General features: G+C 72.5%; 9 protein-coding genes. 3 read left to right on the top strand and 6 right to left on the bottom strand.

Annotated elements, in window-relative coordinates:
• Positions 1-8 precede the first annotated feature (8 nt).
• From ACZ6KY_RS06880 to ACZ6KY_RS06870, 3 genes are all read left to right on the top strand, one after another.
• A complete protein-coding gene (locus ACZ6KY_RS06880; protein ID WP_037620929.1) occupies positions 9-746 on the top strand; it encodes a response regulator transcription factor in 738 nt (245 codons plus the stop codon).
• A 62-nt stretch (positions 747-808) separates the two neighbouring features.
• Positions 809-1,948 (top strand): HAMP domain-containing sensor histidine kinase, encoded by a 1,140-nt coding sequence (locus ACZ6KY_RS06875; RefSeq protein ID WP_469309249.1) that lies wholly within the window; start codon positions 809-811, stop codon positions 1,946-1,948.
• 281 nt (positions 1,949-2,229) lie between these two features.
• Positions 2,230-6,021, top strand: a complete 3,792-nt coding sequence (locus ACZ6KY_RS06870; protein ID WP_469309248.1) for a multifunctional oxoglutarate decarboxylase/oxoglutarate dehydrogenase thiamine pyrophosphate-binding subunit/dihydrolipoyllysine-residue succinyltransferase subunit — start codon at positions 2,230-2,232, stop codon at positions 6,019-6,021.
• 109 nt (positions 6,022-6,130) lie between these two features.
• Here ACZ6KY_RS06870 and fxsT read toward each other — a convergent pair whose 3' ends face one another.
• The 6 genes from fxsT to ACZ6KY_RS06840 form a co-directional block, all read right to left on the bottom strand.
• Positions 6,131-9,142 carry an FxSxx-COOH system tetratricopeptide repeat protein gene (gene fxsT, locus ACZ6KY_RS06865; protein WP_469309247.1) on the bottom strand — a complete coding sequence of 1,004 codons (3,012 nt, stop codon included), beginning with the start codon at positions 9,140-9,142 and terminating at the stop codon, positions 6,131-6,133.
• A 273-nt stretch (positions 9,143-9,415) separates the two neighbouring features.
• The gene (locus ACZ6KY_RS06860; RefSeq protein ID WP_469309246.1) at positions 9,416-11,119 is read right to left on the bottom strand and encodes an aKG-HExxH-type peptide beta-hydroxylase; all 1,704 of its coding nucleotides are present in this window, start codon (positions 11,117-11,119) and stop codon (positions 9,416-9,418) included.
• Positions 11,116-12,249 (bottom strand): FxsB family cyclophane-forming radical SAM/SPASM peptide maturase, encoded by a 1,134-nt coding sequence (locus tag ACZ6KY_RS06855; protein ID WP_469309400.1) that lies wholly within the window; start codon positions 12,247-12,249, stop codon positions 11,116-11,118. Before ACZ6KY_RS06855 ends, ACZ6KY_RS06860 begins: the two co-directional genes overlap by 4 nt.
• Positions 12,250-12,573: 324 nt before the next feature.
• Entirely contained in the window at positions 12,574-12,897 is a 324-nt protein-coding gene (gene fxsA / locus ACZ6KY_RS06850) for an FxSxx-COOH cyclophane-containing RiPP peptide (protein WP_469309245.1), read from the bottom strand.
• A 54-nt stretch (positions 12,898-12,951) separates the two neighbouring features.
• Positions 12,952-16,266: an SAV_2336 N-terminal domain-related protein gene (locus ACZ6KY_RS06845; protein WP_469309244.1), complete on the bottom strand. Its 3,315-nt coding sequence runs from the start codon at positions 16,264-16,266 to the stop codon at positions 12,952-12,954.
• Between the two features lie 7 nt (positions 16,267-16,273).
• Positions 16,274-17,302, bottom strand: coding sequence for an AAA family ATPase (locus ACZ6KY_RS06840; protein ID WP_469309243.1), 1,029 nt, complete (start codon positions 17,300-17,302; stop codon positions 16,274-16,276).
• Between the last annotated feature and the right edge of the window lie 108 nt (positions 17,303-17,410).

Raw genomic sequence — 17,410 nt, 5'->3', positions numbered from 1 at the left:
GGCGGGCGATGGAGCAGACACACACCTCCCAGAACGGTACGGCGGCCACCCCCGGCGCTCAGCGCCGGGTCTTGGTCGTCGAGGACGACCCGACGATCGTCGACGCCATCGCGGCCCGCCTGCGAGCCGAGGGATTCCTCGTGCAAACCGCGGGCGACGGTCCGGCCGCCGTCGACACGGCCGAGGCATGGCAGCCCGATCTGCTGATCCTCGACATCATGCTGCCCGGCTTCGACGGTCTGGAGGTCTGCCGCCGTGTGCAGGCCGCCCGGCCGGTGCCGGTGCTCATGCTCACCGCGCGCGACGACGAGACCGACATGCTGGTCGGGCTCGGAGTCGGCGCCGACGACTACATGACCAAGCCGTTCTCGATGCGTGAACTGGCAGCCCGGGTGCACGTCCTGCTCCGCAGGGTCGAGCGCGCGGTCGTCGCGGCCTCCACTCCGCGCAGCGGCATCCTGCGCCTCGGCGAGCTGGAGATCGACCACGCGCAGCGCCGGGTGCGGGTCCGCAGCGAGGACGTCCACCTCACTCCCACCGAGTTCGACCTCCTCGTCTGCCTCGCGAACACCCCGCGTGCCGTACTCTCGCGCGAACAGCTGCTCGCCGAGGTGTGGGACTGGGCGGACGCCTCCGGCACCCGGACCGTCGACAGTCACATCAAGGCGCTGCGTCGCAAGATCGGTGCCGAGCGGATCCGTACGGTGCACGGCGTCGGCTACGCACTGGAGACCCCGACTCCCTGAGCCGGACCTCCTTCGGAACGTCGGGACCCGCGTGATCGGGACCCACGTGAGGGGCTGATGTGATGAGCGGACTCGGAGAGCGAGGACGCGGGCTCGGCGAGCGCGCGTCCGGGGAGCGCAGGAGCGCGGGCTCCTGGGGCGAGGTGCGGCCCTTCTCGATCAAGACCAAGCTGGGCGCGCTGGTCGTCATCGCCGTGCTCATCACCACCGGTCTGTCGATGATCGCGGTGCACACCAAGACGGAGCTCCGCTTCATCACGGTCTTCTCCATGATCGCCACCTTGCTGATCACGCAGTTCGTGGCGCACTCGCTCACCGCGCCGCTGGACGAGATGAACGCGGTGGCCCGCTCCATCTCGCACGGCGACTACACCCGCCGGGTGCGTGACGACCGGCGGGACGAGCTGGGCGACCTGGCGCAGACGATCAACCTCATGGCCGACGAGCTGGAGGCCCAGGACCGTCAGCGCAAGGAGCTCGTGGCGAACGTCTCGCACGAGCTGCGGACCCCCATCGCGGGTCTGCGCGCGGTCCTGGAGAACGTCGTGGACGGCGTCTCGGCCGCCGACCCCGAGACGATGCGCACCGCGCTGAAGCAGACGGAGCGCCTCGGGCGGCTGGTGGAGACGCTCCTCGACCTGTCCCGGCTGGACAACGGCGTCGTACCGCTGCGCAGGCGCCGCTTCGAGGTGTGGCCGTATCTGTCCGGCGTGCTGAAGGAGGCCAACATGGTCGCCTCCGCGCGCGCGGACCTCAGCTCGGGCTCCGGCGGTGGCCACACCCGTACGGACGTCCATCTGCACCTCGACGTGTCCCCGCCGGAGCTGACCGCGCACGCGGACCCCGAGCGGATCCACCAGGTCGTGGCGAATCTCATCGACAACGCGGTCAAGCACAGCCCGCCGCACGGCCGGGTGACGGTGCGGGCGCGGCGGGGCGACCATCCCGAGTCGCTGGCCCTGGAGGTCCTGGACGAGGGGCCCGGCATCCCGAAGTCGGAGTGGCACCGCGTGTTCGAGCGGTTCAACCGCGGCGGGGTGCCCGCGCCGCACGGTCCGGGCAGCGACGGCGGTACGGGTCTGGGCCTGGCCATCGCCCGCTGGGCGGTCGATCTGCACGGCGGACGGATCGGTGTGGCCGAATCTCAGCGGGGTTGCCGGATCCAGGTCATCCTTCCGGGACTCCCTTCTCTGCCAAGTTGACGTAAAGTTCGAACCGGAGCCGCAAGATCCATCGCTGTCGCCGTGCGCGTACACGTGTGATCAGGCACAGGACCGTGTGACGGGTGCCGCGGCCCTCGATCGTCGTACCCATTCCGAAGCGGAACCCCGCTTGTTTCCCGCCATTTCCATGGACGAAACACGGATTCCGATGTGACTTACGCGACGTTGGACGGGCCCGGCCTGACCTTCTCGGCCAGGGAGGCGTAGCCTTTATTCCCGCTGTCCATCACCTTGTGAAGCGGAAGAGGGCGGTTGCCGCCGTGTCGCCACAGTCCCCCAGTAACTCGAGTCTCTCGACCGATGACCAAGCCGCCGGGAAGAACCCCGCGGCCGCCTTCGGTGCCAACGAGTGGCTCGTCGACGAGATCTATCAGCAGTACCTCCAGGACCCGAATTCGGTAGACCGAGCCTGGTGGGACTTCTTCGCCGATTACAAGCCCGGGGCGCCAGCCGCCTCGGCTCCGGCGGGTACTGCGGCCGCGGGGGCCGCAGGGACCACCCCGGCCGCTCCGGCCGCCCCCGCGCCGCCCGCGGCGCGCCAGGCTCCCCCCCAGCCGGCCCCGGCCGCGCCGGCCCCGGCCGCCGCTCCCGCGGCTCCGCAGCCCGCTGCGGCCGCCCCGGCCCCCGCGAAGGCCGCACCGGCCGCCGCGAAGCCGAAGGCCGCTCCGGCCGCCGAGGCGCCCGAGGGTCCGGAGTACGTCACCCTGCGCGGTCCCGCCGGTGCCGTCGCGAAGAACATGAACGCCTCGCTGGAGCTGCCCACGGCCACGTCCGTGCGCGCTGTCCCGGTGAAGCTGCTCTTCGACAACCGCATCGTCATCAACAACCATCTGAAGCGCGCCCGGGGCGGGAAGATCTCCTTCACCCACCTCATCGGGTACGCGATGGTGCAGGCCATCAAGGCCATGCCGTCGATGAACTGGCACTACGCGGAGAAGGACGGGAAGCCCACCCTCGTCAAGCCGCCGCACGTCAACTTCGGCCTCGCCATCGACCTGGTGAAGCCCAACGGTGACCGCCAGCTGGTCGTCGCGGGCATCAAGAAGGCCGAGACGCTGAACTTCTTCGAGTTCTGGCAGGCCTACGAGGACATCGTCCGCCGCGCCCGTGACGGCAAGCTGACGATGGACGACTTCACCGGTGTCACGGTCTCCCTGACCAACCCCGGCGGCCTCGGCACCGTCCACTCGGTCCCGCGTCTGATGCCCGGACAGTCGGTCATCATGGGCGTCGGCTCGATGGACTACCCGGCGGAGTTCCAGGGCACCTCCCAGGACACCCTGAACAAGCTCGGCATCGCGAAGGTCATGACGCTCACGTCGACCTACGACCACCGGGTCATCCAGGGCGCCGCCTCCGGCGAGTTCCTGCGCGTCGTGGCGAACTCCCTGCTCGGCGAGACCGGCTTCTACGACGAGGTCTTCGAGTCGCTGCGGATTCCCTACGAGCCGGTCCGCTGGCTCAAGGACATCGACGCCTCGCACGACGACGACGTCACGAAGGCCGCCCGTGTCTTCGAGCTGATCCACTCCTACCGGGTCCGCGGTCACGTCATGGCCGACACCGACCCGCTGGAGTACAAGCAGCGCAAGCACCCCGACCTCGACATCACCGAGCACGGCCTCACCCTCTGGGACCTGGAGCGCGAGTTCGCCGTCGGCGGCTTCGCGGGCAAGTCCCTGATGAGGCTGCGCGACATCCTCGGTGTGCTGCGCGACTCGTACTGCCGCACCACCGGCATCGAGTTCATGCACATCCAGGACCCGAAGCAGCGCAAGTGGATCCAGGACCGCATCGAGCGCCCGCACACCAAGCCGGAGCGCGAGGAGCAGCTGCGCATCCTGCGCCGGCTGAACGCGGCGGAGGCCTTCGAGACCTTCCTGCAGACGAAGTACGTCGGCCAGAAGCGCTTCTCCCTGGAGGGCGGCGAGTCCGTCATCCCGCTCCTCGACGCCGTCATCGACAGCGCCGCGGAGTCCCGCCTGGACGAGGTCGTCATCGGCATGGCCCACCGCGGCCGGCTGAACGTCCTCGCGAACATCGTCGGCAAGTCGTACGCGCAGATCTTCCGCGAGTTCGAGGGCAACCTCGACCCGAAGTCGATGCACGGCTCCGGCGACGTGAAGTACCACCTGGGCGCCCGGGGCACCTTCACCGGTCTGGACGGTGAGCAGATCAAGGTCTCGCTGGCCGCCAACCCGTCCCACCTGGAGACGGTCGACCCGGTCATCGAGGGCATCGTCCGCGCCAAGCAGGACATCATCAACAAGGGCGGCACGGACTTCACGGTCCTGCCCGTCGCCCTGCACGGTGACGCGGCCTTCGCCGGCCAGGGTGTGGTCGCCGAGACGCTCAACATGTCGCAGCTGCGCGGCTACCGCACGGGCGGCACGGTCCACATCGTCATCAACAACCAGGTCGGCTTCACCGCCGCCCCGGAGTCGTCGCGCTCGTCCATGTACGCCACCGACGTGGCCCGCATGATCGAGGCGCCGATCTTCCACGTGAACGGTGACGACCCCGAGGCCGTCGTCCGTGTCGCGCGGCTGGCGTTCGAGTTCCGCCAGGCGTTCAACAAGGACGTCGTGATCGACCTCATCTGCTACCGCCGCCGCGGGCACAACGAGTCCGACAACCCGGCGTTCACGCAGCCGCTGATGTACGACCTGATCGACAAGAAGCGCTCGGTGCGCAAGCTCTACACCGAGTCCCTGATCGGTCGCGGCGACATCACCCTCGAAGAGGCCGAGCAGGCGCTGCAGGACTTCCAGGGCCAGCTGGAGAAGGTCTTCACCGAGGTCCGCGAGGCCGTCGCGCAGGTGCCCGAGGCTCACATCCCGGACGTCCAGGCCGAGTTCCCGGTCGCCGTGTCCACCGCGGTCTCCCAGGAGATCGTGAAGCGGATCGCCGAGTCCCAGGTCAACATCCCCGACAACGTCACCGTGCACCCGCGGCTGCTCCCGCAGCTCCAGCGCCGGGCGGCGATGATCGAGGACGGCACGATCGACTGGGGCATGGGCGAGACCCTCGCCATCGGTTCGCTGCTCCTGGAGGGCACGCCGGTCCGGCTGTCCGGCCAGGACTCGCGCCGCGGCACCTTCGGCACGCGTCACGCGGTGCTGATCGACCGGGTCACGGGCGAGGACTACACCCCGCTCCAGTACCTCTCGGACGACCAGGCCCGCCTGAACGTCTACGACTCGCTGCTCTCCGAGTACGCGGTCATGGGCTTCGAGTACGGCTACTCGCTGGCCCGCGCGGACGCGCTGGTCATGTGGGAGGCGCAGTTCGGTGACTTCGTCAACGGCGCGCAGACGGTCGTCGACGAGTACATCTCGGCCGCCGAGCAGAAGTGGGGCCAGACGTCCGGCGTCACCCTGCTGCTCCCGCACGGCTACGAGGGCCAGGGCCCGGACCACTCCTCGGCCCGCATCGAGCGCTTCCTCCAGCTGTGCGCGCAGAACAACATGACGGTCGCCCAGCCGACGCTCCCGTCGAACTACTTCCACCTCCTGCGGTGGCAGGTGCACAACCCGCACCACAAGCCGCTGGTGGTCTTCACCCCGAAGTCGATGCTGCGCCTGAAGGCGGCGTCCTCGAAGGCGGAGGAGTTCACGTCGGGTCAGTTCCGCCCGGTCATCGGTGACGACTCGGTCGAGGCGTCCGCCGTGCGCAAGGTCGTGTTCTGCGCCGGCAAGCTGTACTACGACCTGGAGGCCGAGCGGAAGAAGCTCGGCAGCACGGACACGGCGATCATCCGTATCGAGCGCCTGTACCCGCTGCCGGGTGCCGAGCTCCAGGCGGAGATCGCCAAGTACCCGAACGCCGAGAAGTACCTGTGGGCGCAGGAGGAGCCGGCGAACCAGGGTGCCTGGCCGTTCATCGCGCTCAACCTGATCGACCACCTCGACCTGGCGGTCGGCGCCGACGTCCCGGGCGCCGAGCGTCTGCGCCGCATCTCGCGTCCGCACTCCTCCTCCCCCGCCGTCGGTTCCGCGAAGCGGCACCAGGCGGAGCAGGAGCAGCTGGTGCGTGAGGTGTTCGAGGCCTAGGCCTCCGGCACGGCACTGCGAAAGGGCCCGGCCCCGAGTTCGTCCGAACTCGGGGCCGGGCCCTTCGGCGTGCCGGGCGGTGCCGGAGCCGACGGCCCCGGCACGAACCTCACGTCTCCTGCGGTTCGAAGTCCCAGAAGGGGCGGTTGCGGGAGCGGGCGGAGATGGTGTGGACGTGCCGGGGGCCCAGCGTGGCGTCCAGGTCGGCGAGGGCTTCCTGTTCCGTCTTCTCGGCCTGGCGGCCGTCCCGCAGGGCTCGTAGGTCGGCGGCGAGGGCGATACGGGCGGAGAGGGTCAGCGGGTGGGTGCGGCCGAGGGTCTCGGTGGCCCGGGTGACCGCCTGCCGGCTGAGCGCGGCGGCCCGTTCCGGGTCGCCGACCAGGTTGCGCAGGGCGGAGGCGTTGAGGGCGCAGCCCAGCGTCCAGGGGTGGCTCTCCCCCACGGCCGCGGTCATGTCGGCCAGTGCCTGCTCGACGACGACATGGGCCTGGTCCCGTTCGCCGACGCTGCGCAGGACCAGGGCGTGGTTGGCGCGGACACCGGCGATGTACGGGTGCCCCTCGGCGAGCATCACCTCGTACCGGGCGACGACGGACTCGCCGAGTTCCCGCGCCTGGTCGATGTCACCGTGCTCGCGGGTGAAACAGCTGGTGGAGGCGGCGAATCTCAGCGTCTGCGGATCGGTCTCGCCGAGGGCGCGCTCGCAGCGCTCCAGTACCCGGGTGAGCAGGGTGCCCGCCGCGGCGCGGTCCCCGGTGCGGTAGTGGCACAGGGCGAGGTTGTGTTCCGCCTCAAGGGTCTGCGGCGCGTCGGACCCCATGACGAGACGGTACTCGCGCACGTTCTTGCTCTGGATCGACTCGGCCTCGGTGTAGCGGCCCAGCAGGCGGAGGTCGACGGCGTAGTGGAGTTCGGAGGACAGCGCCCACGGGTGCCGGGCCCGCAGCAGCTGCCGGCGTGCCTCCAGCGTCTTCCGGTCGATGTCCAGGGCCGCTTCGTAGTGGCCGAGCAGGCGCAGGGACACCGCCAGGTTGTTCTGTGCGCCGAGGGTCCGTGAGTCCTGTTCGCCCAGGAGGTCGCGGTAGGTCAGCACGAGTCTCTGCGAGAGGTGCAGGGACTCGTCGTAGCGGGCCAGGCCGCGCAGGTCCGCGCCGAGGCCGCTGACCGCGCGCAGGTGGTCGAGGTCCTGTTCGCCGCGCTGCTCGCGCAGATGGTCGACGGCGGCGCGCTCGATCGTCTCGGTGCTCTCGTAGTCGCCGACCGCCCGCAGCAGGTTGGCGTAGTGGTGGGTGAGCTCCCAGATCCTCGGGTGGTTCTCCCCGAGGATCTCCCGCCAGGCGTCGAGGGCTCGTCGGCCGAGCGTGATGCCCGACTGGTACTCGCCCGAGATGTACATGTAGCGAAGGCAGTTGAAGACCAGTGTCTGTACGGCCGAGTCCTTGCTCCGCAGCACGTCCGCGTACTTCAGGTGGGGCACGATCTCCGCGTACGCGGGCCACAGCCGGGTGTCCGTGGGGCGCCGGGGGTCCGCCGCGGCCAGTGCGCGCCGGACCACGTCGATGAACTCGCGGCGGTCCTCGTCGGGCATGTCCTTGTGGACGATCTGGTGGACCATGCGGTGCAGGTACAGGGACTCGCCGGAGGACGCCGCCTCGTCACCGGCCGCCTCGTGGGACTCAAGACGGACGACGGAGTACTGGCGGAGCTGGTTGATCGCCCTGTTCCACAGCAGCGGGTCGTTGAGCAGACCGGCGATCTGTTCGGGCAGTTGGTCGTGCGGCATCTCCTTCAGAAGGCGTACGGGGATGAAGCCCGGCGCGAAGAAGGTGCACAGGCGGAGCAGGTCGACGGACTCCGGGACGGTGTCGCGGAGTTTGTTCAGCAGTATCGACCAGGCGGTCTGGAAGGCGACGGGGAAGTCGGCGGAGATCTTGACGACGTCCTGGTCGATGCCGCCGTCCAGGAGGGCGATGTACTCCTGGACGGACAGGTCCGAGTCGTTGAGCCAGCCGGCTGTCTGGTCCAGCAGGAGGGGCAAGTCCTCCAGCGCGTCGGCGAGTTGGTCGGCCTCGGGTTCGGTGAGGCGGGGTGCGCGGCGGCGGATGAAGGCGACGGACTCGTCGCGGGCGTAGACCGGCACCTCCAGCAGCTTGCTGTTGTGCTCGCTCCACTCGGGGTTGCGCGAGGTGATCAGGACGTGGCCGGGCCCGGTGGGGACGAGGTCGTAGATCTGGTCGGGCTCGTCCGCGCCGTCCAGGATCAGCAGCCAGCGCGCGTACGGGTCGCCCCGGCGCAGCGAGTCGCGCACGGCACGCAGCCGTTCGCCGTACTCGGCGCCGGTCGAGAGCCCCAACTGCGGCGCCAGTTCGGCCAGTCGGCGCCGGTAGGTGACGCGCTTCTCGGCGTTGACCCACCACACCACGTCGTACTCGGAGCCGAACCGGTAGACGTACTCGGCGGCGAGCTGGGTCTTGCCGACGCCGGACATGCCGTGCAGGGTGACCACGCCCGCGCCCGCCTCGGCGCCCTGGAGCAGGTGGTAGGCGTCGTTCAGGAGCGGCTCGCGGCCGGTGAAGCGGGTGTTGCGGCGCGGTACGCCGCCCCAGACCTCGGGCATGGCGGCCGGGAAGCGGGGGCCGCGCCGGGCGCCCTCGACGGACTCCGGGAGGGGTTCGGAGGGCAGGTCGAGGCGGTCGAGCACGCGGCGCTCTGCCTCGTCGGCGCCCATGTTGTTCAGGTCGACCGCGCCGAGCACGGTGGTGGCCGTCGGCACCGTGCTGTTGGTGACGGAGACGGCCGCGAAGCGGGACGGGTCGGGCGCGACGACTTCGCGCAGCGCGGCGTTCCACTCCTCGTAGGTGCGCGGGCCGAGCTGGAAGTACCACTCACTGACGACGATCAGGATCCGGCCCTGGGCCAGTGTCAGGTCGCGCAGCAGGTCGACGAGGGGCACCTCGGCCGGGGCGTCCCAGCGCTGGTACACCACACGATGGCCACGCCGCTCCAGACGGTCCCCGATCCAGGCCGCCCAGGCCCGGTTGAAACCGGCGAAGCTGATGGTGACGGTCTGCTTCGCGGACCCCCTCTCGGATGGCCCGACCGGCGTACGAGCTCCAGACATGCAGCGGCCTCCCCGCGCGTGATTTTAGAACGGCCGCGAGGGTCGGCGATAGGGCGCCGACGCACGCCAGTCGCTTGCTCCACGGTTCCTTTTCCAACGTGTTCAGCGACGATCTTGGCGCACCGGCCGTCCCGCGTCCGGGAACCGGCCGCTTTCGGCGAGGATGGCTCAATCGAAACGACGCATGGCGCGTTCGACGGGCGCGCGAGGCGCGTTCGGCGGACCCGGTTCGATTCGACCGGCCCGCGACGCGCCCCCCTCGGGTCGTGCGGTTCATTCGCCCGGTGCGTGGCGCCGGGCCCACAGCGTACGGGCGGCCTGGACGTACGCCGTCGCGCGCGCCGCGTGTCCACGCGGTGGCGGCCGCTCGGCGAGCCGTTCGTGCACCTCGACCATGCGGTCGACGAACCGGCGTCCCCGCACGGTGAGATCACCCGATCCGACGAGCGCCGGCAGGACGGCCCCGACCTGCTCCTGGTACCGGGCGTGCTGCGCCCAGGCGGCGTCCCGGCGGGCCGGGAACGTGGCGGCGAGGGCGCCGCGCTGGAAGAAGTCCGCGAGCGCGAGATGGGAGTAGGCGCCCTGCAACAGGCCGTCGTACGGGCGGGGATCGGGCCGCCAGGGCGCGAAGTGACGTGCCGCCGGGCCCGCGTGATGGAGTGTCACCATGTCACCGAGCGCGGCGAGTTTGGCGTGCTGGATCTCGTGGACGAGGGTGGCCGCGAACGCGGTCGCCGTCGCCGGCGCGCTGCTGAGGACCGCGCCGAAGGCCTCGCGCCGGGTGCCGCTGCAACTGCCGCCCGCGCCGCCCGGCACCGAGCCGGGTGGCGCGGACAGCGGGACCAGACAGCGCAGCAGGGTCACCGCTTCCGCGAGCCGCCGCTCACCGCCGAGACCGAGCGCCGCCGCGGTGCCCGACCAGGTGTGCAGCCAGTGCTTGCGGTCGGCGTCGTCGAGGGCGACCGGGCCGCTCAGGGTGTCCGGGCGGGGTCCGCGGCGTGCGGTCCGATACGGGTCGAGGTCGTCCAGTGGTACGGCGGCGGAGCCCGGCACCAGACCGGGCAGCGTGTACGCCGACGTCCAGGCCGCGGCCTCCGACCAGGCGCCGGCGCCGCTCTGCGGGTGAACGACCACGTCCGCCTCGCCCGGCCGCCGGAGCGTCAGCCGCCCCCGCCGGTGCACGACGCCCACCTCCGTGTCCCCGGAACCGGAACCGCCCGTCCGCAGCGCGCCGAGCGAGGGCAGCGTCAGGATGCCGTCGCGGGCGGTCAGCCGTACCGCGTAGGGCACCCCGGAACGGACGGCGGCCACGGCGGCGAGCGACCCGAAGTGGGCGAGCGCGCGCGCCGGTTCGCGGAGGTCCCGGTCGGCACCCGGGCCCGCACCGGCCCCGAGCGCGCGCAGGGCGTCCCGGGCCCAGGGGCCGATGAACGGGTGGAGGAGGAGACCCCGGACAGCGGACACCGGAGGCCGGTTCCCGGACACCGCGTCCCCCTCGGACACCGGCGCGGAACCACCTTGGCTCCCGGACGTCGGAGCGGAGCCACCTGTCCGGCCGGATCCCGGCGGAGAACCACCCGGCCCGGCGAACACCGGTCCGGAACCGTACGGCCCCACGGACGCCGGTGGGTGAACCCCTGGGCGGCCGTGTCCCGGCGCGGAACCGTCCGGCCCCCCGGACACCGGTCCACCCGGCCGCCCGGACCCCCGACCACCTTCGTGGGGCCGCCCCTTGAGGCGGGCGGACGGCTCCAGCCGTTCGGCCTCCTCCAGCAGGGCCCAGTCCTCGCGCAGCCGGGTCAGGACGGCGGTGGGGCAGACGTCCGGGTCGGCCGACTCGGCCGCGTCGAGGACCGCGCGGAGCAGGAGCAGCCGTCGGGTGTGCTGGTCGCGGACGAGGAGCCCGAGGGTCTCGGGGCCGCCTTCGGTGCGGCCGAGTTCGTCCAGGGCCCGTTCCGGGACCGCCGGCAGGATCACGGGACGCCTCCTTCGGAAGCGGCGGGGACGGCGGGGACGGGGACGACGGCGGCGGCCCCGGCCAGCTTCCGGGCGACATGGCGGATGAAGCGCTGGAGGTCGGCGCAGTACACGGACGGGTTGGCGAAGCCGTGTCCGGCCCGGTATCGATGCGCGTAGTGTCCGCCGCCGCAGACGGACAGCAGCGGGCAGGCCCGGCACCGCGCGGACAGCGCGGCGGCGCCCGCCTGCCGGGCCGCGACGCCGGGGTGGCGCAGGGCCTCGTCGAAACCGTTCCGGAAGACGTCGAGGCCGGTCCTGGCCGCCCCCTCGTAACAGGACTTGAGGGAGTCGACCTGCTCGATCGAGCCGTCCGTCTCCACGACGACGGCGTCGAAGGGCGCGAGGCCGAGCGACTCGGTGGCGGCGGGCAGCCCGAGGAGCAGCGCGACGCACTCCTCGAAGAGCCGCACCCGCGTCTCCCGCCGCCCGGCCCGCCACCAGCGGTCGAAGACGGCGCACAGCCAGTCGCCGTAGGGAGTCCCCGCGTCGCCCAGGTGCGGTGGCCGCGTGGACCAGTTGCCGTGCGGGAGCAGCAGGTCGAGGGCGGGCGGTCGCAGCGCGAGCAGTGACTCGTAGAGCTCGACCGGGTCCGTGGTGGGGTCCACGACGGTGAGGATCCCGGCGTACGCCTCCGGATGGCGTTCGGCGATCAGCCGGGCGCCGCGCGCGGCGGCGGGCCAGGACGGTCGTCCGGCGCGGTCGACGCGCAGTGTGTTGTGCTCGGGCAGGCCGCCGTCCAGGCTGATGCCGACGCGGATGGCGTGCCGGGCCAGGACGGCGAGCCGCCGCTCGGTGAGCAGGGTGGCGTTGGTCTGGACGGTGGCATGCACGGTGCAGCCGTCAGGGACCCGTTCGCGTACGAGGCCGGTGAACCGGGCAAGGGTGTCCACGCCCGCGAGCAGCGGTTCGCCGCCGTGCAGGACCAGGGACAGCGCTGTCATGCCGTGGGTGCGGGCGTGTTCGCCGACCCTGAGCGCGGTCCGATCCAGGACGCCGGGAGAGGCGGCGGCGGGGCGGGTGCGCCAGGTGTGGTCGGGGCCCTCGTAGAGGTAGCAGTAGCGGCAGGCGAGGTTGCAGCGGCCGTGCATCTTGACGATGAACTGCCGGAAGGGAAAAGGCGGTTCGGGGGAGGCCGGTTCGGACGAAGGCCGTTCGGGGTGCGGCACGGAGGTCACGGGGGACGGGATCGGGGAGGTCACCTCTGCAGACACTCCGGCACCCCCATGACGTACGGCCGCGCGATCCCACGCCGCGAACCGCTCCACGGCCCCCTGCCCGTACCGGGCGGCATTCCCGGACGCGGGCAGGACACAAACGCCGCCCCTCCCAAGTTGTCCGGTTCAGTCACAAGGGTGGACTGGAACTGGCCGCTGATGAGCGACGGTTGACCGGACCATCGCTCATTCCGCCGCTCAGAAAGCGTTGTTGAACCCCCACAGGATCTCGCTCGGCTGTCCGGACCGCGCCCGCAGATCGGCCAGCACCTCTGCCAGCACCGGGTGTTGGACGGTCCGCAGCTCCGCCAGGTCCAGGTCCAGCAGATCGGGGAGCTCCGCCGGATCGGACGCCTCCGTCAGACCGTCCCCCTCCCCTTCGAGCTCCGGTGCCCGCGACGGGTCCGGGTTCGCCGACGGGCCCGGCAGCCACGGCAGCCGCTCCCCCGCGACATCGCGCTCCCACGCGTTGTCCCGTGCGTCGTTGTGTGCGTCGTTGTGTGCGTCGTCCCGTACGCCCATGTCTTCCCCCTCACCTTCGCTGACTCCGCCCCGGCGGCCGCCGGCGGGCGCTCCTCACTCCAGTTCGGCCAGCCGCTGTGCCGTCTGCCGGGCCGTCGGCTCGCCCGTGCTCACGACACCGTCCGGCAGCCTGGACCACTCGGTCCGGGCGGCCCGGTAGGCCTCGCGCGCGGCACGCGGACGCGCCGCCGCCTCGTAGGACATACCCCGCCAGTGCTGCGCCCGAGCACCCAGTTCCACGGCCTCCTGGCGCGCGCGATCCGTCTCCGCCTCCTCCTCGGCCTCGCGCGCCGACTCGGCCGCGGCCCGGAAGGCGTCGATGGCCTCGTCGAGCCGGGCCTTGCGGCCGAGGCTCTGGTACGCCTCGAACTGCGCCTGTCCGAGCTCCAGCCAGCAGCGGGCGGTGATCAGCGGTGGGCCTTCCTCCAGCGCCGCGAGCCCGAAGAGGTGCTCGGCCTCCCGCAGGTCCACCCGGTCGCCGCGGGCGCCGTAGCGCAGCATCAGCGCGCGGCCCAGCAGCAGCAGGCGGTGGGCGAGTTCGGCGCTGCCCGCCGGGGTTTCGGTACGGCAGTCCCGCAGCACCCGGATGGCCCGGGACAGCGACTCGCGCGGGGCGGGTCCGTCGTCCAGCACGGCGCGCCGCAGCAGGGCCTCGCCCCATTCGGCGAGGACGTCCGCGTGCGCGGGGGCGTCCCTGGGCACGCCGCGGGACGCCTGCTCGAACCGCGCGGCGGCGTCCTGGAGTTCGCGCGGGTCGCCCGAGTCCGCGTACCGGGCCATGCGGATGCGCCCGGCGCGCACCAACAGGGCGGAACGCAGCCCCTGTTCGCGGGTCAGGCCCAGCGCCTCGTCGACATGGGCCTGGGCCTCGTCCAGCTCGCCGCCGGACCTCAGGAGCGCGTCGACGAGGTCGAGGAGGATACGGACCCGTGAGGACTCGCCGGCGACGGTGGGCGCGTCCTCGGGGCCGGTCTCCAGGGCGGCGCGCAGGGAGCGCGCGCCCTGTTCCGCGTACAGCCTGGCCTGTTCGTCGTCGGCCGTGGCGCCCGACAGGCGCAGCAGGACACGGCCGTGGGCGAGCGGGAGTTCGGGCGGGCGGCTGCGCCGGTCGGGCCAGGCGTCGGCGAACGCCTCCAGCATGCCGACCGCGCCCTGGAGGAGCGCGCTGTCGTCGCCCAGGCGCCACTGTGCCTCCAGCGCCCGTACCCGCTCCAGCGTGAGCCGCAGGGCCTCGGTGGCGTCCAGGTCGGGCGCGGCGCAGGCCACCGCGTACTCGCGGTCGGCGCGTTGCAGCAGGTCGAGCGCGCCGCGCCGGTCTCCGCGCCGCCTGCGGTCGGTGGCGGCGGCGTGCAGCACCCGGGCCAGGACGGCCCGTTCGCGCAGGGCCCGGGGGTGCGCGACGGCGCGCTCCGCGGCCGCCTCCGCCTCGCGCAGCAGCTCCGCGCCGCCCTGCACCTCCCACAGCAGCAGCACGCAGTTGGCGTACTCGGCCCACAGTTCCGGGTCGGCGCCGGGGATCAGCTCGTGTTCGGTGGCGCCGCGCAGCAGCTGTACGGCGTCGATGAGGTCCTGCACCATGCCGTCGCTGCCGAACTGGCGGGCCAGCGAGCGGGCGCGGATCACGGCGGGGTGGGTCGGCCGCTCGTCGGGCAGGTCGTCGCCGCCGTGGGCCGGCACGTAGATCGCGAAGTGTTCCGGCAGCGGCATGAAACGCTCCAGTACTCGTGCGGCGACCTCGGCGAAGGGCTGCGGGACGAGGGTGGCGCCGCCGTTGTCGCCGTTCTCACCCGGGTATCCGGCACCGGGTGTGTACGGCCGTCCGGAGCCGCCCTCTCCGAGCTGCGCGAGCGCCAGGGCGGGGAAGTTGGGGCCGCCCTTGCCGAAGCGGTACTCGATGTACTCGGAGCAGTGCTTGAGCACGAGCATGGCCTCGTCGAGGCCCAGTGGTGACAGGAGGGCTTCCCGCGCGCCGGGCGCGAACTCGTACCACTGGGTGCCGTCCGCGCCGTACTCCTCCGCCTCGGCGCGCGAGACCAGGCCGCTGAGCAGGACTTCGGCCAGTTCGGAGGGCCCGGAGTCGGGGAGCATGGTGCGCTGGACGAGCTGCATCACGGGAAGGCTGAGCGGGGCCGCGGCCAGATAGCCGGCGAGCCGCCCGGCGGCCTTGGAGGCGTTGGACCGGAACCGGCTCACCAGTTCGAGCCCGGACATCCGGCGTCCGGGGCGGGCGCTCCGGGCGGGCTCGTGGTCGTGGCGCACCCAGCCGACGGCACCTGCCACGGGTCCCGCGCCGGCCCCGGACAGCAGCCGTGCCCAGGCGCCGAGCGCGGCGGGCTCGGGCGGCAGGACGGGCACCGGGAGCGCGCCGTCGCGGGCCTCCGGCGGGGTACCGGCGGGCAGCCGGACCTTGAGCGTGGCGGCGCCCGCGAGGGCCTCGCCGCGCGTGAGTTCGCCGTACGACACCGGAAGCCGGGTGCGGTTCCACATGCGCTGCGGCAGTGGCTGGAGGACGGCGGCGGGGCCGAGCCGGGACAGGCGGTACAGCAGCCGGTGGGCGTGGCCGCTGTGCCACAGGGGGCCCGCGCAGTCGCTGACGAGGAGGGTGACGCGGCGGCCCGTGGGGTCGCTCAGCCGGTCGGCGGAGTGCAGCGGGGCCGCGCCGGGCTCGGGGCTGCGGCTGACGGCGGGCTCCCCGTCGGGGCCTTGGTGGAGATGGCTGACCTGGATGTCCCAGAAGGCGCCCAACCGGCCGAATATCTGCTCCAGTTCGGCGAACATCCGGTCCCACACGCGCATCGACGACGAGGCGTCCATCACCAGTTGGAGCGCGGCGTCGGCCCGGGTCACCCCGCGGAACACCGGCAGGACCAATCCGCCCGCCCGAGCGCTCAGTTCGGCGGTCGCGGTCTCGTCGAGGACGGTACGCAGCGGTGGCGCCGCGGTCCGGTAGCCCTGCAACGGGCGTAACGCGCGCTGGAGTTCGAGCGGGGCGGGGAACGCGGGCGCGGCGGGTACGCCGACCGGCAGCACCGCCGACCGGCCCTGCCCGTATCCGCGCGGCGCGCCGTCCCGCGGCACCGGGTACAGCGCGACGCGCCGGTCCTCCTCCGCGTCCGGCCAGGCGCGCTCGGGCCGGTCGCGGGGTGGCGGCCGTTCGGCGCCCCGCGGGTCCGGGCGCCCCGGAACGGGGCCGTCGCCCGCCGTCGCCCGGCCGGACGGCGGCGCGCTCCCCGGATCGCTCCCGACCGCGTCCGTCCGGCGTGAGAAGCGCGCCAGCCACAGCGCGTCGGCCAGTTGCCGGGCGTCGGGGTCCAGCCCGGTCCGCCGCATCCGGGCGATGAGTTCGGCGATCGGGTCGCCGCCGGGCATCAGCGCGTCACCTCGGGCGGTCGAGTCGCTGGATGAGCAGGTCCGCGAGCCGGTCACGGCTCGGCGGGGCGGCCGCGTCCGTGAGGTAGATGGCGTTCAACAGCTGGTCGGCGGCGACGAGTTCGCTGCGCGAGCGCTCCAGGAAGTGGGTGATCAGATCGTCCCCGGCCCGCGCCGCCTCGTCGCCCAGGTGGGCGCGTACGAAGGTGGCGAGCCGCTTGTGGTCCGGGCGGCCCAGTTCGAGGTGGATGCAGCGGCGCATCAGCGGGGCGGGGAAGTCGCGCTCGCCGTTGCTGGTGAGCACCACGAAGGGGAAGGCGCGGCAGCGCACCCGGCCGTCGCGCACCCGCGCCTTGGTGCCGTCGGCGGTGAGCACCTCGGCCTCGCCGCCGGGCAGCCGGTCGGCGACGCGCTCCAGCTCGGGTATCGCGAACTCGCCCTCCTCCAGGACGTTCAGGAGGTCGTTGGGCAGGTCGATGTCACTCTTGTCCAGCTCGTCGATGAGCAGCACGCGGGGGGTCTCGGAGGGCAGCAGCGCGGTGCCGAGCGGGCCGAGCCGGATATAGCTGCCGATGCCCTGGACGGAGCCGGGGGCGCCGGGCGCGGCCGGGTCGGCGCCCTGCGGCGCGGCGATCTGCACGTCCTGGAGCCGGGCGATCGCGTCGTAGTGGTAGAGCCCGTCCTGCAGCGTGGACCGGCTGACGATCGGCCAGCGCAGGACGTTGCCCAGACCAAGTTCGTACGCCACCGAGTGCGCGAGCGTGCTCTTGCCCGCGCCGGGGCTGCCGGTGACCAGCAGCGGGCGGCGCAGATAGAGCGCCGCGTTGATCATCTCCAGCTCCTCGGCGCCGGGCCGGTGCAGTTCGGCCAGATGCCGGTGGGCGCCGAGCCTGCGGTCCTCGGAGCCGTCGCCGTCGGATCCGGCGGCGTCCCGGCTCGCGAAGTCGCGCCACGGCGGCGGGGCGGGAAGGCGGTCCAGGCCGTCGTGGGGTTCGCCGGCGCCTCGGTAGATGAGCCACTCGCTGGATTCGGTCATTGCCCAGTCCTCGTCGTCACTCGTCCACCACGGCAGCCGTCGATCGTCGCCTCACCGTATCGACCCCCCGAGGGCCCCGTAAGGTCCCAAGAGGGGCTCATAGCAGCC

This window comes from Streptomyces sp. NPDC042002 (assembly GCF_055588305.1).
Note: the sequence above shows the minus strand (reverse complement) of the source record. Positions and strands in the feature narration are given on the sequence as shown.